The organism is Gluconobacter sp. P5B12, assembly GCF_018812035.1.
In the GTDB taxonomy this organism is placed as follows: domain Bacteria; phylum Pseudomonadota; class Alphaproteobacteria; order Acetobacterales; family Acetobacteraceae; genus Gluconobacter.
Map to the genome: position 1 here is coordinate 93361 of NZ_JACRVV010000003.1, position 20271 is coordinate 113631.

Sequence of the window (20271 nt, forward strand, 5' to 3'; positions counted from 1 at the left end):
GTTAGATGTGCCTTATTCCTGGCCCTTGAGGCTACTGATTTCCGAAAGCAGGAAGTCGCGGAATACTGCGATCCTTTTAGATGTTCGTAGTTCTTCTGGATACACAAAGTATGCCTCTACCAGAGGCACAGCCTGACCTGGCAGGACTCTAACCAGGTTGGGATAAGACGCTGCCGTGTAAAGCGGAAGAGAGCCAATTCCCGTTCCGGACGCAATGGCATTGGCAACAGCGGCAATATTGTTAATCGCCAGCCTGCTCCCACGATGTGCCAGCCCTTCATGCCGAAGAAGGTCCAGAAGCCAGTTTACATTCGGTAGTGGCAAATGACGCCCGGCAAAGCCAATGATCTGGTGTTCTGCCAGTTCCTGCAGATTTGTCGGTGTACCGTACCGATCCAGATAGTCGGGGCTGGCATAGATTGGCATAGGGAAATTGGCCAGATGACGCTGTACAAGGTCTGGCTGTGTTGGCGGATGCAGGCGAATAGCCACGTCTGCTTCACGCATTCCCAGATCAAGGTCTGCGTCTTCAAGAAGAAGCGTGACCTCAATATCAGGGTGCAGTTCCAGAAAGCGATGCAGCCTCGGAGAAAGCCAACAAAGGCCAAAACCGGTGGTTGTCGTGATTTTTATTTTGCCCGCCGCTCGTTCCTTGCTTTCGCTCAGGAATGCCTGTGTCAGGGCCAGCTTGGAGAAGACTTCACGCACGGTGCGATTCAGAACCTCACCCTGTTCAGTCAGGATGAGGCCTCGTGCATGCCGATGAAACAGCGGAACACGCAGAACCTCCTCCAGAGCTGAAATCTGCCGCGAAACGGCAGACTGGCTCAGGTTAAGTCTGTCACCTGCATGGGTGAAGGACCCGGCTTCGGCGACTGCGTGGAAAATACGCAGTTTGTCCCAATCCATGTGGTGGTCTCCCCGATCGCTGGCGCGTCGGTCCTCGTCCTTCTTGCCCATGTCACCTGGCGTTGTTTAAGCGGTGTGTCGTTGAAGGGACGAAACTGTCTGAACCTGCGACGAGGGTCAAGTTTTTGTCATAGCAGGTATGCCAGAAATGTAGCGTTCGGCTTCCAGAGCGGCCATGCAGCCTGTACCCGCAGCCGTCACAGCCTGCCTATAAATCCGATCCTGAATGTCGCCTGCGGCAAAAACACCCTCTACTGAAGTGCGCGTTCCACCAGCTTCCGTGATGATATATCCATCTTCGTCACAAGCCACTTCATGGCGGAACGGCCCCGTATTCGGGCTGTGGCCGATGGCGACGAACACGCCATCAACGGGCAGAGTTTCGCTTTCTCCCGTCTGAGTGTTCTTCAGACGAACGCCACACACAACTTCCGGCGTTCCCGCACCAAGAACTTCTTCGACAGCACGGTTCCAGTGAACATCGATTTTCGGATTCGCAAAAAGACGCTCCTGCAGAATGCGTTCTGCCCGGAAACCGTCCCGGCGATGAATAACGTGAACCTTGTCAGCGTGGTGAGTGAGATAGAGCGCCTCTTCCACGGCCGTGTTGCCGCCACCCACGACTGCAACCGTTTTACCGCGATAGAAAAAGCCGTCACAGGTTGCGCACGCCGAAACGCCGCCAGCCTGAAGGCGCTTTTCCGACTCGAGGCCAAGCCATTTGGCCTGGGCGCCCGTTGCGATCACGACTGTACGTGCAAGAAACTCGTCCCCTGAGTCGCCTTTCAGATGAAAGTATCCATCTGCGGCCGGACCGGTCTTCAGGTCTGCCTCGGTAATCAGGTCATAGATCAGGCGTGTGCCGACATGTTCAGCCTGTTCGCGCATCTGCTCCATCAACCAGGGGCCCTGAATGGGCGCCGCGAAGCCAGGGTAGTTTTCGACGTCGGTCGTGATGGTCAATTGGCCGCCAGGCTGAAGACCAGTCACGAGAATCGGTTTCAGACTGGCGCGTGCGGCATAAATGGCGGCAGTGTAGCCAGCGGGGCCTGCGCCCACGACCAGAAGGTCCGTATGATGGATTTCAGGCATGATCGATCCTCGTCCGTGTTTTGACCCCTCATATAGAGCTTTCAGACGCATGTGCCATCTTTGCGGACGCTGCCACCTGCCATATACGTCAGATTCAAATGAACGCTTCTTTCTCTTCCATCCCCGTTGAACTGGATGCCATTGACCGGCAGATCATCGCCGAGCTTCAGGCAGACGGTCGTATGACCAATGTGGAGCTGGCCAAACGCGCCGGTATTTCCGCTCCCCCCTGTCTGAGGCGTGTCAGGCGTCTGGAAGAACTTGGCATCATCAAAGGGTATCATGCAGAAGTTGACGCAGCCCTTCTTGGCTGGTCGCTCAATTTTTATGCCCTCATCGGTCTCGATAGCCAGAAGGGAAGTGTTCTGGAGGCATTTGAGGCGCAGGTCGGTGCCTGGCCCGAAACACGCGAGTGTCATATGATCCGTGGCGGAGGAGACTTCCTCGTCCGTCTCGTCGCTCGTGATGCTGCCCACCAGAACATTCTGACCCGTCGCCTGACAGACAGTGTCCACGTCGTGCGGGTGCAGACACTCCAGACCATCCATACCAGTCGTGATCTGGCTGGAGTTCCTATCTGATGGCAGAAGCATCCCCAACGGTTAGCGCTGGGATGCTTTTGCCTGCCCGGATCAGCATTATTGTTCCCTGCTATAATGAGGCAGAGAATGTTGTTCCCCTTGTCGCGGCTTTGGATGCAGCTCTTGAAGGAGAACGTTGGGAAGTCATTTTTGTTGATGACAACTCCCCGGACGGAACTGCCGAGCGCGTTTCAAAAGTTGCGAATAATGATCCTCGTGTAAGGGTCATCAAAAGGGTAGGACGTCGGGGTCTCTCATCTGCTGTTATTGAAGGTTTTCTGTCGTCCAGCGCACCGTATGTGGCGGTCATGGATGGGGACCTTCAGCACGAGGAGACTGTTCTGCCCAAAATGCTGGTAGATCTTGATGCCGGCTCCGATATTGTTGTCGCCAGCCGCCACGTAGAAGGCGGAGACAACGCCGGGCTGGCAGGTTATTGGCGGCATCTCCTGTCAGACACCGGCATTCGTGCCGCTCAATCGGTTTTGCCGCACCGCCTGACTGATCCGATGAGCGGGTTCTTTGCCATGCGGCGAGAGCTTTTTCAGGCTGTTCTTCCAAAACTTTCCGGAACCGGCTTCAAGATCCTGCTGGATTTGGCGATGTCTGCGCCAAAGCCCGTGAAGATCACGGAAGTACCCTTTGTTTTCCGTCCGCGCCTTGCGGGAGAAAGCAAGCTGGATGTCGTTGTTCTTCTCCAGTTCGCAATGATGATTCTGGATAAAGTCACGCATGGCTGGCTGCCATCCCGTTTTCTGGCGTTTGCGCTGGTTGGGCTTGTTGGTGTGGTCGTGAATGTTGCCGTGATGCAGATTGCCCGACTGGGAGGAATGGATTTTTCTCAGTCTCAACTGGTTGGAACGGCCGTTGCCATCCTGACAAATTTCCTGCTCAACAACCGTCTCACTTATCATGACCGTCGCCTGAAGGGCGCGAAGATGTGGGTGGGATTAATTATTTTCTTCGCCGTCTGTTCTCTCGGGGCGGCCGCTAATATCGGGGTGGCCCGTATGGTGCTGCACGATGTTGGCCATGGGCACTGGGACCGTGCGTCTGCCGCAGGGGCCGTGATCGGTGTCGTCTGGAATTACGCTGTGTCTTCCACTCTCATCTGGCGCTGACGTGACTGATAATTTCAAGAAGCAGGCCAGCCTGTTCTGGGCGCTTCTTGTTGCCCTGACTGTGACGCGCCTCGGGTTGGCAGCATGTCTGCCGCTCACGCCCGATGAGGCTTACTATTGGGTGTGGTCCCGCCATCTTCAGGGTGGCTATTTCGACCATCCTTTCATGGTAGCCCTCTGGATCAGAATTGGGACATGGCTGGCTGGCGACACGTCTCTGGGGGTGCGTCTGCTCGGGCCGCTTTCCGTTCTTCCCGGAAGCTGGGCCCTGTACCATGCGGCCAGGCTGTTGCTCCCGTCGCGCCCTTGGCCGGTATCAGGCTTTCAGGCCGTTCTTCTCCTGAATGCAACGCTGATGCTCGGACTTGGATCAGCGACCATGACACCGGATACACCGCTGGTATTTTTCGTTTCGGTGTCTCTTTTTGCACTAGGAAAAGCCGTCTCGTCGTCGGGGAGCAGAACAACAGGCTGGTGGCTGTTAACGGGTGTTTTGCTCGGTCTCGCCTTTGATTCAAAATATACTGCTGTTCTGATCGGTTTAGCCCTTGGGGGGGCAGTTCTCACGACCCCGAGGCTCAGGAAGCAAGCTGGCCCATGGCTGGCAATTCCGCTTCTGATCATCACGACGACCCCAGTCCTTCTCTGGAATGCATCCCATCATTGGGTCAGCCTGCTGAAACAGGGTGGACGAGCAGGCGACTGGCATCTGGCTCGTGCATCCCAGTTTCTGCTGGAGCTTCTCGGAGGTCAGATTGGTCTGGCGACCCCCCTTGTTTTCGGGCTCTTTGCTCTGGGTGGCTGGGCGTGCATCAAACGGAACAGACTTCTGGCATGGCTAAGCCTTCTGCCTCTCGCTGTGTTTGTCACGCATGCTCTGGGCGATCGAGTACAGGCAAACTGGCCGGCTGTTGTTTATCCCGTCCTGGCTCTGGCTGCGATAGAAACAGGTCGGAGTGTTCGGTGGCCGGTCATCAGCGGAATAGTCTTGACCGTGCTGGTTTATGGGCAAGCCGTTTTCTCTCCGTTGCCGTTTCCCGCCGCTAAAGATCCGATCCAGCGACAGACGGCTGGATGGCCCGATTTCAGTCAAAAACTTGTCGCTCGTGCTCAGGAGACGGGAGCATCGGCTTTCATAGCTGAAGAGTATGGTCTCGCATCTCAACTCGCTTTGACACAGAACAGTCTTCCAGTTCTGGGATCAGATCCAAGGTGGAGCCTGTTTTCTTTTCCGTCTGCTGAGGTGCCGCTCGGTTTAAAAATTGAAGAGCTTCACCGCATTCCCGCAGTGCTGGATCAGGACACGCTGTGTCGCCAGAGCCATGGCCATAATGTGCGGTGCTACCGCGTTGACGTTGTGAAAATGCCGTCTGGTGTGCAGTTGCCAAGGCGGACTTAAAGCTCTCCTTAACCTTTGATTGCCATACTGACCTCTCTCAGGAGGCAGCATGTCGAAAGCAAACGGCAAGGACGAGCGCAGGATCATCATCAAGCGTTTTGAAGTTGTAGAAGGTGGCCATCACGGCGGAAGCTGGAAGATTGCCTATGCGGACTTCGTGACGGCCATGATGGCGTTCTTTCTGGTCATGTGGCTCATCAATGCCACGACAGAAGAGCAACGTAAGGGCATCGCTAATTTCTTTAATCCGATAGCAGTTCAGCAGGACGCACCACCCAAACTGAGCGTCATGCCTGATCTCTCTCCCATCGCGTCCTCTGATCGCCCTATGGCGGTCAAGCCCGGTCAGACCGCGGGGCCAAATCCAGATGACGGTCCATCAGGACAGAAACATCTTTCCCAAAAAGATGCGGAAAAGCACAGCGCACAGATTGTAGTTCTGCGCGATGGGCAGATCGAGCCAGGAGAACCTGTATCCGGCCAAAGGGCATTTCCCCACAAGCCGGCCTTCCAGAGTGCTGCCGATCAGATCACTAGAGCCCTGAATGCCCCGTCACAACTGGCAGACGTGCGCGATCAGGTCTCCGTTAAGGTTGGTGATGACGGGTTGCACGTGGAGATTGCAGATTCCGAGCATCAGCCAATGTTTGCGCTGGGCTCTGCTACTCCAACGCCGCGTGCCCTTCAACTCCTGAAGCTAGTCGCTCCTTATCTTGAAAAGCTCCCCGGGCACCTCTCCATTGCCGGATACACGGATGCGGCCCCTTACAAAGCCGGTTTGCCATCCAACTGGAGCCTGTCCAGTAGCCGCGCGGTTGCGGCGAGGGATGTGCTTGTACAGGCGGGCTTTCCAGACCGACGTCTGCAAACCGTCAGTGGCTATGCCGATAGAAACCTTTTTGATCATGCCAATCCGCTAAGTCCACGGAACAGACGCGTCGTTCTGGTTCTGTCACCAGATCAACCGTAGCAAGTCCCCCGTCAGGAAATATTGAAATGTTTATTCTTATCGGCCTTGGCGTCGTTCTTGCCTGCGTGTTTGGCTCCTTCGTGGCATCAGGAGGCGCCATAGGTCCATTGCTTGCATCCATGCCCTTTGAATTGCTGACAATTCTGGGGGCGGCGATTGGCACATTTGTCATGGCCAACTCAATTTCCGCTGTGAAACACCTTCCGGCAGGCTTGAAGAAAGCCATGAAAGGCTCGCAGTACGGTCGACAGGATTATCTTGAACTTTTGGGGCTGCTGTTCCACGTGACCAAGCTGGCGGCCAGCAAGGGGATGATGGCTATTGAGAGCCATATTGAAGATCCCCAAGGCAGTACAATCTTCGGGGCGTTCCCGAAGATTCGCGATAACGGACAGGTCTGTTCCTTTATCTGCGATTACCTGCGGATGGCAGGCATGAATGCGACAGATCCGTTCCAGATGGACGACGTGATGGGACGGGAGCTTAAAAAGAACCTGCGGGAGGAGATGCATCTTCCTCACGCACTGCAATCTGTTTCCGATGCTCTTCCAGCTCTCGGAATTGTTGCTGCCGTTCTCGGCGTGATCAAGACTATGGCATCCATCAGCAAGCCTCCTATCGTGTTGGGCGAGATGATTGCTGGTGCGCTTGTCGGAACGTTCCTCGGTATTCTGCTGGCATATGGCATTGTTGCCCCGATTGCAGGCCGTCTCGGTGGCGTTGTGGAAGAAGAGGCGTCTTATCTTGATCTGGTTCGTTCCGTCATTGTCGCGCACCTGCAAGGGAATGCGCCTCAGGTCAGTGTAGAAATCGGCCGCAAAAGCATTCCCTGTGACCTCATGCCGACCTTTCAGGAGGTCGAAGAGGCTGTCAGTGCCGTTGCCGTGGGGTGAGGTTGTTTTCCCGTGGGTGATCTTTACGATGCCGTCATCACTATGAATGACGGCCGAAAGGATCAGGCATGCGTCCCTCCGCACTGCGGGCTCTCTGTCTCTTACTTCCTCTTTTTCCTTTTGCGTCGGTACAGGCTGCTACGGCTACTCCCTCAAGGGCTCAGCTTGAGCAGGTCGATGGCGGACCAGCCCTTCACTGGGTGAAGGCTGAAAATAAAAAAACGCAGAATGCTCTGGCTTCTGACCCCAGATACAAGCCGCTTTATGATCGGATCCTGTCGGCTCAGCAGTCACCGGATCGTCTCGCTGTTCCCACGCAAATGGCGGGAGAGATCTGGAATTTCTGGCAGGACAAAGTTCATGCCCGCGGGGTCTGGAGAAGTACTTCAGAGGCTGATTTCAAAAGCGGACATCCGCTATGGAAGATGCGCTTTGACTTGGATGAGCTTTCTCGGTCTGAACATGCCAACTGGGTTATGGAAGGGCTGAACTGTCTGGAACCAGCAGATCGGATCTGCCTTCTGGGCTTGTCCAATGCGGGTGAAGACGCGCACGAACTGCGAGAATACGACACGAGCACCAATCAGTTTGTGCAGAACGGTTTTCGGCTACCAAACGGAAAGCAGGCGGTCGCATGGCTCGATAAGGATACAATCCTGGTCTCTCGAGACTGGGGTACGACCGATGCCGGTCTGACAACGTCAGGGTACCCATATGTTGTCCGTGCCCTGAAGCGCGGGCAGAGCCTGTCTCAGGCTCAGGAAGTGTTCCGTGGAACCGGTCAGGACATGGAAGTCGTTCCCACTGTCCTGCGGGACGGGCAGGGGCATCAGGTCGTCCTGATCGACCGGCACAAGGATTTTTTCCATAGCGAAGTTGAACGACTGGATCCCGTAACGCTCAAAACAGTCCAACTGCCCATGCCGGAAAAATATGACGGTTTGAGCTATCAGGATGGCCAACTGGTCTTCCATCTGCTCCAGGACTGGTCAACGGTGAAGGGGGCTATTCCCGCGGACAGTGTTGTAGCGGTAGATCCAGATCATCCTCAGGCCCCCGAGATCATTGTCACTCCGACCCAGCGGCAGACAATCGGGGATGGAATGGATGGCGCTATCGCGGCAACCAAGGATGGTCTTATCGTTGTTATGTATGACAATGTTCAGCCCGTACTGATGCTCTATCGCCGGGCCTCGAACGGCCATTGGTCTGGGCGGGGCATTGAGCTGCCCAAGAACATGGCCGCCAGTATTGTCTCTTCTGATCCCCACAGCTCAGAAGCGTATCTCCAGCTCGAAGGCTTCATTCAGCCGCCGCAGATCTGGAGCGTCAATACCGCCAAGCAGAACACACAGCTTCTCTATAGCCAGCCCGAACTGTTTGATTCGTCCAAGCTCACTGTCGAGCAGCTTTTTGCGCCCAGTAAAGACGGAACGCAGGTCCCGTACTTTGTTGTGCATGCGAAAGACTGGACGAAGAATGGTGCCAACCCCACGCTCATGACCGCCTATGGTGGCTTTGGCCTATCGTACCTGCCTGTCTATCATCCAGACCTTGGGATCACGTGGTTCGAGCGTGGTGGGGTTTACGTGATGGCAAACATCCGGGGTGGCGGAGAGTTCGGCCCAGCCTGGCATGAAGCCGCGCGTCACGCAGGGCGTCAGTATGCCTATGATGACTTTGCATCCGTGGCCCGGGACCTGTTTTCCAGAAACATTACGTCGGCCAAGCGTCTGGGTATTCGTGGGCGATCTAATGGTGGCTTGCTGATGGGGGTAGAATTCACGCAGCATCCGGAGCTGTGGAACGCGACCATCATCGGTGTGCCGTTGCTCGATATGCTGAATTATGAGCACATGGCGGCAGGCGCCTCATGGGCTGCTGAATACGGAAGTGTGTCTACATCCGAGGGAAAAGCGTTCTGGGATAAGACCTCACCGCTTCAGGCCTTAAAGCCAGATGTACGCTACCCAACACCATTCATTTTCACTTCAACCCGAGATGATCGTGTTGGCCCTGTGCATGCCCGCCTGTTTGCGGCGCGCCTTCAGGAGCTTCACGTACCCTTCTTCTATTATGAAGATACGGAAGGTGGCCACGCCGGGACTGTCAATGCCGCTGAAGTGGCGCATGAACGGGCTCTGGAGGCGATTTATCTGAGCCGTAGGCTGATGGATCCACGCTGAAAAGGGGATGCCTGCTTCCTTGCCGTAAAAGGTGAGGAGGCAACTCCCAGAATTTTGGTGTGTAAGGCAATAAAAAAAAGCCGCGCCCCCAAGGGCTGCGGCTTTTCTCGTCCGTTCAGATAACGGGAAGGACTTTAGAAGCCTTCACGCTCCAGACGCTTGCGCTCCATCTTGCGGGCACGACGAACAGCTTCTGCTGCTTCGCGGGCGCGACGCTCAGAGGGCTTCTCGAAGTGGCGACGCAGCTTCATCTCACGAAACACGCCTTCGCGCTGCATCTTCTTCTTGAGCGCCTTTAGCGCCTGGTCAACATTATTGTCACGAACGAGTACCTGCACGGTGCCGTCAACTCCTTCTGGGCCCGCCTTTAGCGTCACCCGTGATATGGCAATCCAATTGGGATGGAGCCCTTAACACACTCTTTTGGAGATGTGCAATTCATTCGATGGTGCTTGTGCTGATTTTTATCCATGCGCAATCTGCAGCGGATTTATGCGTTAACGTTCTGCAACTGATCGAGGAAGCTCATGGCTCTGCTCAAGATTGCCCGTATGGGCCACCCTGTCCTGCACCAGGTCGCAGAACCCGTTTCTGACCCAACATCCCCGGAAATCCGCCATTTGATCAAAGACATGCTCGACACAATGGTCGATGCGAATGGTGCCGGGTTGGCTGCTCCGCAAGTTCATCACCCCCTGCGTCTTTTCGTCTATCGTGTGCCGGCGAACCGGGTTTCGGACCCTGAACAGGCCATGTTACCGCGTGTTTTGATCAATCCGGAAATTACACCTCTTGGTGAGGAGATGATGATTTGCGGTGAAGGTTGCCTCTCGATTCCGGGGCTGAGGGGTGATGTTATCCGTCATGCCAAGGTCCATTATCGTGGTGTGGATGAGAATGGAGACGTGGTCGAAGGCGAGGCGGTCGGTTTTCATGCCAATGTTCTTCAACATGAGAACGATCATCTGGATGGCATCCTGTACCCGCAGCGCATCGAGGATTTCAGTCGCTTCGGATATGTTGAGGAAATAGTCCGGTGACAATGCGCCTTCCGGACGGACCACCTTCTGCGACTGCCCATCTTTACCTCCGTGAAGAACAGATCCGTCAGTCCTACGAAGCGCTCATGCTTGCGTGGCGCAGTCTCAATTCCGAGTGTGAGACGTTGCTGCGAGAGAATGGGCTGGGCTCGGCGCATCACAGAATTCTTTTTCTGGTTGCGGCTCACCCCGGGATCACTCCTAGCGCTCTGCTGGCCAGCCTCGGGATTACAAAGCAGTCCCTGGGCCGTGCCTTGGGAGACCTACGTGATCGAAACTTTCTGGTGCAGGAAGAAGACCGTCATGATCGGCGCAAGCGTCCGCTCAAACTCACGCCTGAGGGGGAGGCGATTGAGCGACAGCTTTTTCAGCTGATCCGTGAAGTCATGACGAAGGCTTACAGGGAGGCAGGAGTAACGGCGGTTGAGGGGKTCAAGCGCGTTCTTTCGCCTCTTCAGATTGCGCCAGGAGGAGGGTTTCGATGAGTGATGAGCATATTCTTGTTGTCGATGATGACTCGCGCCTGCTCAGGCTCTTGCAGCGCTATCTCGCTGAAAACGGTTATCGGGTCACAACGGCACAGGATGCCCGTCAGGCCCGTGAGGTTTTGCAACTGATCCAGCCTGATGCCATCGTTCTGGACGTCACCATGCCGGGCGAAGATGGTGTTTCGTTAACACGGGCGCTCAGGGCTGAGGGTCTGTCGTTGCCGATCCTTCTGCTGACGGCGCGGGGAGAGCCTGCGGATCGGATCGACGGGTTGGAATCCGGTGCTGATGATTATCTTGGGAAGCCGTTTGAGCCGCGAGAGCTGTTGCTTCGCCTGCGGGCACATCTACGAAGGATTACGCCCGCCGTATCTACGGTTTCCGAAGTGCCCTCCGTTCTGCGGCTGGGAGTGCTGGAATTTGATGTGCCGCGTGGCCTCCTCACTGGCCCGGATGGCCCTGTTCATCTGACGGGAGGAGAGGCTGCCCTGCTGGGGGTGCTGACCTCCCGCCCTGGTGTCGTCATGTCACGTGAGGAAATCGCCAAGGCGCTCGACATGGATGAGATTGGCGAGCGGGCTGTGGACGTGCAGGTAACGCGTCTCAGGCGGCGCATTGAGGTTGACCCCAAGGAGCCACGTTTTCTCCATACGGTTCGCGGGAAGGGTTATGTTCTCAAACCCGGGATCTGAAGATCGCTGGGGGCGGCTGGATCGCCCGCTGCGACGTGTTCTGCCGCGCTCCTTGCTGGGACGATCCATGTTGATCGTTCTGACGCCACTACTCGTCACGCAGGCAATCGTCCTGATCCTGTTTTACGGGACATATCTGAATGTCGTCTCCCGTCGCCTCTCTGATGGCATCACGGGGGAGGTATCGCTCGTCATGTCGATGCTGGAGCGTACCCCCGAGCAGGATCGACGCGAGGCTCTTCTCCGGGATGCTTCAGCTAGAACCCAGCTTGAATTCGTTTTCCATCCGAAGGCGACTTTAAGTCGTGAAGGAACGAATCATGTCCTCGGTCCGATTGATGATGATTTTGAGCGTGCTCTGCATCAGGGGCTGGGGAGACCTTTCTTTGTAGACTGGTCTGCCGTTCCGGAAACCGTCAGAGTCTCTATCGCATTGCCTGACGGTGTGCTGGACGTTCTGACGCCTCATAAGAGGCTCAGTATCGGCCCGATCTGGATGTTTGTCGCTTGGGCTTTCAGCAGTTCGGCCCTTCTTTTCATTATTGCAGCACTGTTCATGCGCAATCAGGTGCGTGCCATCCGTCGGCTTGCTCAGGCTGCAGAGCTTTTCGGGTTAGGGCGCGACGAGGGCGCTATCCGCCCGCAAGGCGCGCGTGAGGTGCGTCAGGCTGCCATCGCGTTCAACCGCATGCAGGATCGCGTTAATCGGTTTGTCGCGCAAAGGACGGCGGTTCTGGCGGGGGTTTCCCATGATCTGCGGACCCCCTTAACGCGATTGCGCCTTAGTATGGCAATGCTTCCGACGAAGGGGCGCATCCAGGCGGAAGATATTCAGCCCGATATTCAGGATATGGTGACTGATATCGAAGATATGGAGCGGCTGATCGGGAGCTACCTGTCTTTTGCGCGTGGAGAGGGGTCTGAACGCCCTGTTCCAACGGATTTACGATCCCTTATTGACGAGGTCGCTGTGGCTGCAAAACGTGCCGGTGGTCAGGTTCTGGGGGTCGAAGGGCGGGAAGGGATTGAAATACCCGTACGCCCGGATGCTCTGAAGCGCGCGCTCACCAATCTGGCAGACAATGCCCGACGGCATGGGGGTGCCATGCGAATTTCCCTCTGGGAAGGGGAGCGAAGGGTCGAGATTACTGTGGAAGATAATGGCCCCGGCATTCCGCCTGATCAGCGAGAGACAATTCTGCACTCAGCGCGATCAGGAAGTAATGGGGGAAGCGGGCTTGGGCTGACGATTGTCCGCGACATCATTCATGCCCATGGAGGCACGATTAGATTGCTCGAAAGCCCGCTTGGCGGACTGGGCGTTCTGCTCAGCCTGCCAAAATAAGCGGAAGATCAGGGGAGGGTATTACCCGCACCACCATTGCCCGTGCCCTGGTTGCCCAACGGGCCCTGGCTGCCACCAAATGTGCTGCTCATGTTGCTCATTGGGTTGTAACGGCCAACGTTACCCAGCAGCTCCTGAATGACCGACGTCTTGGTGCCCGGCGTTGGGGTTGTGGCGCCCACCATGCCGACGCGGATGGAATCCTTGCGGTTCAGGGTATCCATCTTCCGCAGTACGCCAGAATTGTCGAAATTCAGAACCACAACCTGCTGCTTGTCGACCGTTGGGAAGCCCAGCGGCGTTGGAGACGTGATCATGGACACATAGATCCATGTGTTGTCGTCAAAGGTTGCGTGTGCGGTCGGGGAGCCGAGGCTGTCGAGTACGTCAGACCGTGTGCTGGTGCCTGGCACCAGCTGGGCATAGTCGGTCTTCTCGATGAGCGAACCCCGCGGCTCGGGAATCGGGCTGAATACCGAGCATCCTCCCAGAAGGAGCGGAGCACAGGCCAAACCGGTGAAACCGAGGCGTTGCACAAGACGTGTTCTGCTTTTGGTCGTCAGAAAAGATGCGTTATTCATGGAACCGGAAACTATCCTGTGCAAGAGAACCGCTCAACCCTGCGGGTGCCTTAAACGATACCTGCCTGTCAACGATTTCCCCTATGTAACCGGGGATGGAGTGCTCAAATGTCTCATTCTCCCGAATTTTCACGTCGTATCCCCCTGAGTCGGGTAGGGGCAGGAACAGAAGAAACCGTGACGGCAACCCCGCAGGAGCGTGAAGCCCTGGCGCGGCGGTTTGGCATTCCGGCAGTGCATCACCTTGAGTGTCGCTTCGTTCTGACACCTGAAAGCAAGACCGAAATTCTTGCTCAGGGCCGTCTGAGCGCAAAGGTGACACAGGAATGCGTCATTACGGCAGAAAAATTTGACGATGTGCTCGCCGAGACCTTTGTTCTGCGCTTCATTCCGGAATCCCAGATGCCGGAAGATGAATTCGACATCGATTCCATTAATCTGGATGCCCCTGACGACGTTCCCCATGATGGCAGGGCGCTGGACATTGGCGAAGCCGCTGCCGAACAACTGGCCCTGATGCTGGACCCATATCCTCGTCTTCCGGGTGCCGGTCTCGAAAATGCTGTTGACGTGGCACCTGCGGAAGGGGAAGAAGGGGACGATCAGTCCGAGGACCTGCCTGAGTCAGAGCGTCGCCCAAACCCATTTGCAGCGCTCGTGGGTCTGAAGAACGGGGATAAAAAAGAATAAAATCCCTCGCTTTAGCTTGCGGGTTTGCGTTTGCTCTGCTAGAGCCGCCCGCCTGAACTCGGCGTAAATACGAGACGACGAACAACGGGGCACCGGATGCCGCTGGGAGCGGAGCAAGGGTGCCGACACAGAAGCAGAAAGAGGCATAAAAGCCATGGCCGTCCCTAAAAGAAAGACCTCGCCGTCCCGTGCTGGCATGCGTCGCAGCCACCATGCCCTGCAGGCTGAAGCGCATGCAGAATGCGCGAACTGCGGCGAACTGAAGCGCCCGCACCATGTTTGCAGCCACTGCGGTCATTACGATGGTCGTGAAGTTGTTGCAGCAGGCAAGAGCCTGAAGACGGCCGTCCGCGCCTGATCTCTTCTGCGGATGCTCTGATGGGGTATCCGCATCTGCGATGCTGTCCGGGAAACTGTCTTAATGTCTAAAGCGCCTGTCACGCCTGTTCGTGACACAGCGGCCCTAGGGCCTTATGCCCTTGCCGTCGACGCAATGGGGGGAGACAGGGCACCGGATATCGTCCTCGCTGGTCTTGAACTGGCGGCTGATCGGCATCCGACAGCCAGACTGCTCCTGATCGGAGATGAGACGGTTTTGAAACCGGCTCTGGCACGATATCCCAAAGCTGCCCGCATCTGTGACATCCGTCACGCTCCAGCCAGTATTCCAATGGAAATGAAGCCAACCGCAGCTCTGCGCGTTCGTGGCTCTTCCATGCGTATGGCTATGGAGGCTGTATCCTCTGGCGAGGCCTGTGGCGTCGTCTCTGCGGGAAACAGCGGAGCCATGCTGGCTCTCGCCAAGATTATCGTCAAAGCCCTTCCAGGAATTTCCCGTCCCGCTATGGTTGCCGTGCAGCCTTCCGCGCGCGGTGATACCGTCATGCTGGATCTGGGTGCCAACATCGCCTGCGATGCCCGCAATCTGGTGGAATTCGCCGTTATGGGCGAGGCCTTTGCGCAGGCTGCTCTTGGTTTGCCAAAGCCTACAGTCGGGCTCCTGAATGTCGGCTCAGAAGACCTTAAGGGTGACGAAAGGCTGCGTCAGGCCGCTGAACGTCTGCGTGAAAGCGCTCTGGCGGAGCAGTTTCATGGCTTTGTTGAAGGCCATGACATTACCGCTGGGACGACGGATGTGGTTGTCACGGATGGCTTCACGGGAAATGTTGCTTTGAAGACAGGCGAGGGGGCTTTGAAGCTTGCTTTCGGCCTGCTGAAGCGTGTTTTCGAAACTAATCTTCTGACCCGTATCGGCTATTTGCTGGTCCGCCCCGGCCTGGAGCGGATGCGGGAATGGATTGACCCCCGGCGTTACAATGGCGCTGTTTTTGTCGGGTTGAATGGCGTTGTTGTGAAATCCCATGGTGGCGCAGATGGTGAAGCTTTTGCCGCAGCCGTCGATATCGCAATGGATGCCGTAACCCATAACCTGAACGACAAGATCCGTGCCCGTCTGGATCAGCTCGGTATGCTGGGAGCTGATGTGGCTTCTGCTGCTACCAGCACGGTCGCCCCAGAACCTGTGAGCTGAGAAACTTTATGTCCGGTCCCCTTCGTGCCCGCCTGACAGGCGTGGGTGGCTATCTGCCACGCACGATTGTCACGAATGACGATCTCGCTCAGAAGATCGAAACATCCGACGAGTGGATCCGGGCACGCACGGGAATCACGCAGCGTCACATTGTTTCAGGTGATGAGACGACGGCATCTATGGCCGCCGCCGCTGCGCGTCAGGCTCTTGAGCAGGCCGGTGTAAACGCTGACGACGTTGACGCCATCATTGTGGCCACCTCAACGCCAGATCAGGTTTTTCCCGCTGTGGCAACTCAGGTGCAGGCCCTTCTTGGAATAACCAGAGGGTTCGGCTTCGACATCAGTGCCGCATGTTCGGGTTTTGTCTACGCCTTGGCCTCGGCAAATTCGTTCATTCAATCAGGGTTGGCAAAAAAGGTTCTCGTAATTGGAAGCGAGGTCTTTTCCCGATTGCTGGATTGGAATGACCGCACAACCTGCGTTCTGTTCGGAGACGGTGCTGGCGCTGTACTTCTGGAAGCGGGAGCTGAAGAAGGTGGGGGTGTTCTCTCGACCCATCTTCATTCTGACGGTCGATCTGGGGACATTCTGTACGTTGACGGGGCAGTAGGCTGCGCAGGCACGACTCAACATCTTAAAATGCTTGGGCGAGAAGTGTTTCGTCATGCGGTTGTTAAGCTTTCCCAGGCTGTTGATGAAGCGTTGGAAGCCAATAACCTGACGGGTCAGGATATTCAGTGGCTTGTACCGCATCAGGCCAATCTCCGTATTATTGACGGTATGGCCAAAAAGCTGGCTCTTCCTGCCGATCGTGTCGTGGTGACAGTGGACCGTCACGCTAATACGTCTGCGGCCTCCATCCCGTTGGCTCTGAATGAAGCTGTCAGAGACGGTCGTATCCAGAAGGGCGATCTTGTTCTGATGGAAGCGCTGGGTGGCGGTTTGACCTGGGGTTCTGCGCTCGTTCGCATGTGATGCGGCGCATCGTCTTTCAAGGTTAACGATTGATTCCTTTGACTGTTCTGAACGTCATGATACGCATGTGTCATGAGTACAGTCACGCGCGCGAATCTTGTCGAGCACATCTATAGCCGTGTTGGGCTGTCCCGGCACGATTCCTCCATGATTCTGGAAAGTGTGTTGGAGAAAATTTCCTCCACACTTGAAGCAGGTGAGTCCGTGAAGCTAAGTGGCTTCGGGACCTTCTCCGTTCGCCAGAAGGGAGAACGCATCGGGCGAAATCCCAAAACCGGGGTTGAGGTTCCAATCTTGCCTCGCGCTGTCTTGGTGTTTCGGTCTTCGCAACTTCTGCGGGACCAGATGAATGGCGTGGAAAGCCATGCTGACGATGTGGACGACGCAGATGATTGATAATTCTTCCCACTCTGTCGATAGCATTGATTTTTCCGATGATAGTCCGGCTGATTTCGCCAATGGGAAAATCAAAAAGGGTCCAGACGCTTACAGAACCATCAGCGAGGTTGCGGAGGAACTCCATATTCCGCAGCACAGGCTACGTTCGTGGGAGACACTCTATCCGGGGGTGAAGCCATTTCGTGGAGAGAGTGGTCGTCGCTACTACAGTCCGGAACACGTTGAAACGCTTCGCCTTATCTCGGACCTTCTTTACGTGCAGGGCTATAAGGGCCAAGGCGTTTTGAGGGTTCTAAGGGAAGAAAAAGCCAGGAAAGCTCTGGAAAATCGCACTGCTTCTCCCAAGGCTGCGGAGAGCATGGCAAGCGCCCATGAAGGGCTTGTTCCAGAGTCCGAACCAGCTTTAGCAGACGGTACAGACGATATTATCTTTCCTGAAGCTCCTGCCGCACAGGAAAACACTGTCGTTCCTGAACTGGAAGAAGAGAATGTTGCTGAAAGTGTAATGCCGGTGCTTCACGTTGAAGAGGATGCGTCACTTTCAGAGCATCATGAAGTTCTGGATCCGGAAGAAAAGGCTGACCGGGTGCTTGACGAGTGCCTGACAGGAAGGACATTCGCCGAAGCCGAAGCCGAAGCCGAAGCCGAAGCCGAAGCCGAAGCCGAAGCCGAAGCGCCTTTCTCAATTTATGACACAGAAGAAGTGCTGGCTCTTCAGGATGCGAATCAGCATCTTGCTGCGTCTGTCAGGCATCTGGATGCAGAAAACGAATTTCTGCGTTCTGAAATGAAGGAAATTCTGGAAGAACTTCAGATTTTGAGAAGTCTTCTTCCTGTATAAGGCAGATGCCCCATTGCGGTGATGAGTTTACGCTGCTAAACCACCGCCACCGCAGGACGAACGGGCAGTAGCGCAGCCTGGTAGCGCACCAGTCTGGGGGACTGGGGGTCGTGGGTTCGAATCCCGCCTGCCCGACCAGTCCTGCGGTAATTTCCTGAAAAAATGATGTTTTTGTAAAAGGCCTTTTCAGGCCTTTTTCTTGTCTGTGCGCTCTTCTGTCCAGAGCGTCCACAGCAGGTGCAGTGCGGCCATAATTGCTGGTCCAAGGAATAAGCCGAGAAGGCCCCATGTTTCTGCTCCGCCCAGAATACCGAGCAGGACCCAAAGGAATGGCATTTTGGTGCTGCCACCAATTAAAACGGGGCGGACAAAGTGGTCAGCTACAAAAATCACGACTGAACCCAAGGCCATCACCACGATTGCGCCGATCATGCTGCTTTTGGCCAAGAGCAGGAGTGCGACCAACCCGACGGTTGGCCATGCAAGAAATGGTATCATTGCGGCAACAGCCGTGAGCATGGCAAAGAGCAAGGGCTGTGGAGCACCTGTCAGCATATAGGCGGCTCCCATGATCGCCCCTTCTCCTAGGCCGACCAGCACCAGCCCTGCGAGAGTTCCGTGAACGGATGAGATCATCTGCTTGGCAAGGCTTTCTCCTTGCTCACCAAACAGCCGATGCGAGCCGACAAGCCCTTTGCGGATAACGTAATCACCATCCTTTAGCAGGAAGAAGAGCGTTAACAGGGAGAAGGCGAAAAGTGTGCCACGACGCGCGACCTGCGACCCAACCTGCTTTGTCATTTGCATGCCATGTGCGACATCGACTGAGTGAAGCAGATGTGACAGCCGTTGCGGGCTGGTCATGTGGTTTTGCCACCAGGTGGTTGCCTGCGTAGCGACGAACGGAAGGTGAGGAACCCACTCAGGCATCGGGATGCCGTTATTGCGTACGTCCTCAATCCACTCCAATGCGCTTCTGATCTCGTCGGCAAGTTTGACGCCAACAAGTGAAACGGGGACCAGAAAGATCAGAGCAACAACTAACGTGAAGCTCATAGGCAGCCAGTCATTGCGGCCAAACCGACGCTCAGCGCGCTGGTAAAGCGGCCAAAGGGAAATGGCGAATACGCATCCCCATAACAAAGCCGGAAGAAAATTTTTCAGTGTGTAGAGACCGATAGCCACGAAAAAGAGGGCCAGAAACCCACGCGCCCGCCGCTGTATGGTTCCGGTGGAATCCGAGGCTTCCACCGGAATGACTTCAGGGGAACGAGGAGGAAATTGATCGGTCATGGGGGTCCTGAAAATAGTGGCCGGAAATTATGGCTGATGCGCTATCCGTTCGCGCACTGGCGAAGTGTTTGCATCATGCCCGTAGGTTCTCAGTTGAACAGTGAGCATCCGGACTGAATGGTGAGGCCCACGGCCTGTTGGGAGAACTGTTGCCGGTAAGCGGCTTGAATTGCACGCAGATTGTGCTGAAGGTTCTTATCAGGAGGCGTCACAACCCAGAGAATTCTGGACGGCTCCCTGCCGACGATATGGGTGACTGTGTTCATCCACTGCCCATCAGCCTTGAAAACTGTCAGGCCGCTCGGGAAATAGGGAGTAATTTGGGATGTGACAAATGTCTGCCACTCATCATCTGTTATCGGCAAGCCGCCGGGACGCGTCTGCCCGAACATCATTCTGATCTGCAATGTATCCTGAGCACGCATTTCGCGGCAGAGGTCGGGCGTGACACTCACCGGGACGACGCAGCCTCCCAAAAGGGGAAGCGAGAGGAACAGCGCAGTGAGACCGAGGTTTTTCATGAGTGTGTTTGTGCCAGTGCATTTTTAAGGATGGTACATTCGCTGGGAGTGAACAGACCCCGCCGGATAAACAGATCGATCAGAACAAGATTGACGTTGAACTTGAAGTCATCGGTGTCCCGAACGAGAGAGAATGCATCCGTTAGTGGTATCAGATGAAAGCTCTCAACTTCACCATCTTCTGCTACCGGGAGAAAATCTTCTGGCAGGATCAGGTCATAGCAGTGAAGAACATCTCTTCTAAGCCCTTCAGGGCGGTCCATGGCGTAGTGCAGTCGGCTGACGGGCACTGCGCGGCGGGATAGTTTTTCTGGGATGCCAGCCTCTTCCTGAGCTTCCTTGATAACGGTCATCTCTGGGTCAAGCCCGGCACTCATGCCGCCAGCGACCAGATGGTCCAGTTTCCCAGGATCAAGACGTTTGGACATACTCCGACGGGCGATCCATAGCATTGTGCCTGTGGAATGCTCCACGAGGCCATTCATATGGATACCTTCTGCCGCTACTCCCAGAACAGGAATGGCACCCCGGTCAACACGCCCAATGACATGGCCTTGCGCGTTGCGAACGTCGAAAGGCTCATCATGCGAAGCATACACGCCCTGTCTGGCAAGAGTTTGGGAGAGGGGAAACAAGTCCTCTCCTGACGCAACGCCGAACTTTTCGTGTGTTTTTAATCCCAAAGATTCAAGCTGGAGGGACGTTTCCGGGGAAATCCATCC

Annotated in this window: 23 protein-coding genes and 1 tRNA gene; 17 read left to right on the top strand and 7 right to left on the bottom strand. The window is 55.7% G+C overall.

From position 1 onward, the window contains the following. Nucleotides 1-12 precede the first annotated feature (12 nt). Both KP702_RS07250 and trxB read right to left on the bottom strand, forming a co-directional pair. Complete coding sequence (locus KP702_RS07250; protein WP_202207593.1) at nt 13-909, bottom strand: LysR family transcriptional regulator; 897 nt, start codon at nt 907-909, stop codon at nt 13-15. A 117-nt stretch (nt 910-1026) separates the two neighbouring features. Next, a complete protein-coding gene (gene trxB, locus KP702_RS07255) occupies nt 1027-2001 on the bottom strand; it encodes a thioredoxin-disulfide reductase (RefSeq protein WP_202207317.1) in 975 nt (324 codons plus the stop codon). A 98-nt stretch (nt 2002-2099) separates the two neighbouring features. Between trxB and KP702_RS07260 the strand changes: the two genes are divergently transcribed. The 6 genes from KP702_RS07260 (at nt 2100) to KP702_RS07285 (ending at nt 9151) form a co-directional block, all read left to right on the top strand. Next, nucleotides 2100-2582: an Lrp/AsnC family transcriptional regulator gene (locus KP702_RS07260; RefSeq protein WP_046902047.1), complete on the top strand. Its 483-nt coding sequence runs from the start codon at nt 2100-2102 to the stop codon at nt 2580-2582. Further along, the gene (locus KP702_RS07265) at nt 2582-3703 is read left to right on the top strand and encodes a glycosyltransferase family 2 protein (RefSeq protein ID WP_237389935.1); all 1122 of its coding nucleotides are present in this window, start codon (nt 2582-2584) and stop codon (nt 3701-3703) included. Before KP702_RS07260 ends, KP702_RS07265 begins: the two co-directional genes overlap by 1 nt. 1 nt (nt 3704) lies before the next feature. Continuing rightward, complete coding sequence (locus KP702_RS07270) at nt 3705-5102, top strand: glycosyltransferase family 39 protein (RefSeq protein WP_237389936.1); 1398 nt, start codon at nt 3705-3707, stop codon at nt 5100-5102. Between the two features lie 49 nt (nt 5103-5151). Next, nucleotides 5152-6072, top strand: coding sequence for a flagellar motor protein MotB (locus KP702_RS07275; RefSeq protein ID WP_202207318.1), 921 nt, complete (start codon nt 5152-5154; stop codon nt 6070-6072). 26 nt (nt 6073-6098) lie between these two features. Then, entirely contained in the window at nt 6099-6965 is an 867-nt protein-coding gene (gene motA / locus KP702_RS07280; RefSeq protein ID WP_046901396.1) for a flagellar motor stator protein MotA, read from the top strand. Nucleotides 6966-7033: 68 nt separating this feature from the next. After that, nucleotides 7034-9151, top strand: coding sequence for a prolyl oligopeptidase family protein (locus KP702_RS07285; protein WP_215768720.1), 2118 nt, complete (start codon nt 7034-7036; stop codon nt 9149-9151). A 134-nt stretch (nt 9152-9285) separates the two neighbouring features. Here KP702_RS07285 and rpsU read toward each other — a convergent pair whose 3' ends face one another. Then, nucleotides 9286-9489, bottom strand: coding sequence for a 30S ribosomal protein S21 (gene rpsU, locus KP702_RS07290; RefSeq protein WP_007283570.1), 204 nt, complete (start codon nt 9487-9489; stop codon nt 9286-9288). Nucleotides 9490-9678: 189 nt separating this feature from the next. Between rpsU and def the strand changes: the two genes are divergently transcribed. Genes def through KP702_RS07310 form a run of 4 tightly spaced genes read left to right on the top strand, consistent with a single transcriptional unit; the run spans nt 9679 to nt 12716 of the window. Then, the gene (gene def / locus KP702_RS07295; protein WP_202207319.1) at nt 9679-10191 is read left to right on the top strand and encodes a peptide deformylase; all 513 of its coding nucleotides are present in this window, start codon (nt 9679-9681) and stop codon (nt 10189-10191) included. A gap of 2 nt (nt 10192-10193) precedes the next feature. Further along, nucleotides 10194-10676, top strand: coding sequence for a MarR family winged helix-turn-helix transcriptional regulator (locus tag KP702_RS07300; RefSeq protein ID WP_252348613.1), 483 nt, complete (start codon nt 10194-10196; stop codon nt 10674-10676). Further along, complete coding sequence (locus KP702_RS07305; RefSeq protein ID WP_202207321.1) at nt 10673-11371, top strand: response regulator; 699 nt, start codon at nt 10673-10675, stop codon at nt 11369-11371. Before KP702_RS07300 ends, KP702_RS07305 begins: the two co-directional genes overlap by 4 nt. Next, nucleotides 11349-12716, top strand: coding sequence for an ATP-binding protein (locus KP702_RS07310; RefSeq protein WP_202207322.1), 1368 nt, complete (start codon nt 11349-11351; stop codon nt 12714-12716). Before KP702_RS07305 ends, KP702_RS07310 begins: the two co-directional genes overlap by 23 nt. A gap of 8 nt (nt 12717-12724) precedes the next feature. Here the strand turns inward: KP702_RS07310 and KP702_RS07315 are convergent, their stop codons facing one another. Beyond that, nucleotides 12725-13297: an outer membrane protein assembly factor BamE gene (locus tag KP702_RS07315; protein WP_086634131.1), complete on the bottom strand. Its 573-nt coding sequence runs from the start codon at nt 13295-13297 to the stop codon at nt 12725-12727. Nucleotides 13298-13405: 108 nt separating this feature from the next. Between KP702_RS07315 and KP702_RS07320 the strand changes: the two genes are divergently transcribed. From KP702_RS07320 to KP702_RS07350, 7 genes are all read left to right on the top strand, one after another. Then, nucleotides 13406-13987 (top strand): DUF177 domain-containing protein, encoded by a 582-nt coding sequence (locus KP702_RS07320; protein WP_046901403.1) that lies wholly within the window; start codon nt 13406-13408, stop codon nt 13985-13987. 154 nt (nt 13988-14141) lie between these two features. Further along, the gene (gene rpmF / locus KP702_RS07325) at nt 14142-14345 is read left to right on the top strand and encodes a 50S ribosomal protein L32 (RefSeq protein WP_046901404.1); all 204 of its coding nucleotides are present in this window, start codon (nt 14142-14144) and stop codon (nt 14343-14345) included. A gap of 63 nt (nt 14346-14408) precedes the next feature. Next, nucleotides 14409-15518 (top strand): phosphate acyltransferase PlsX, encoded by a 1110-nt coding sequence (gene plsX, locus KP702_RS07330; RefSeq protein WP_202207323.1) that lies wholly within the window; start codon nt 14409-14411, stop codon nt 15516-15518. A gap of 8 nt (nt 15519-15526) precedes the next feature. Continuing rightward, nucleotides 15527-16495, top strand: coding sequence for a beta-ketoacyl-ACP synthase III (locus tag KP702_RS07335; protein WP_215768722.1), 969 nt, complete (start codon nt 15527-15529; stop codon nt 16493-16495). Nucleotides 16496-16567: 72 nt separating this feature from the next. Further along, nucleotides 16568-16891 carry an integration host factor subunit alpha gene (locus KP702_RS07340; protein WP_064273136.1) on the top strand — a complete coding sequence of 108 codons (324 nt, stop codon included), beginning with the start codon at nt 16568-16570 and terminating at the stop codon, nt 16889-16891. Further along, nucleotides 16845-17735: a MerR family transcriptional regulator gene (locus KP702_RS07345; RefSeq protein WP_215768723.1), complete on the top strand. Its 891-nt coding sequence runs from the start codon at nt 16845-16847 to the stop codon at nt 17733-17735. Before KP702_RS07340 ends, KP702_RS07345 begins: the two co-directional genes overlap by 47 nt. A 61-nt stretch (nt 17736-17796) precedes the next feature. After that, a tRNA-Pro gene (locus tag KP702_RS07350) sits at nt 17797-17873 on the top strand. A 48-nt stretch (nt 17874-17921) separates the two neighbouring features. On the opposite strand, the gene KP702_RS07355 is transcribed toward KP702_RS07350, so the two are convergent. The 3 genes from KP702_RS07355 to KP702_RS07365 all read right to left on the bottom strand — a co-directional run bounded on the left by KP702_RS07355 (nt 17922) and on the right by KP702_RS07365 (nt 20184). Beyond that, on the bottom strand, nt 17922-19028 hold the full coding sequence (locus tag KP702_RS07355) for an AI-2E family transporter (protein WP_202207326.1): 1107 nt from the start codon (nt 19026-19028) through the stop codon (nt 17922-17924). Between the two features lie 89 nt (nt 19029-19117). Further along, complete coding sequence (locus KP702_RS07360; RefSeq protein ID WP_202207327.1) at nt 19118-19549, bottom strand: DUF3574 domain-containing protein; 432 nt, start codon at nt 19547-19549, stop codon at nt 19118-19120. Further along, a complete protein-coding gene (locus KP702_RS07365) occupies nt 19546-20184 on the bottom strand; it encodes an NUDIX domain-containing protein (RefSeq protein WP_237389938.1) in 639 nt (212 codons plus the stop codon). The genes KP702_RS07360 and KP702_RS07365 overlap by 4 nt, the downstream gene beginning before the upstream one ends. Nucleotides 20185-20271 lie beyond the last annotated feature (87 nt).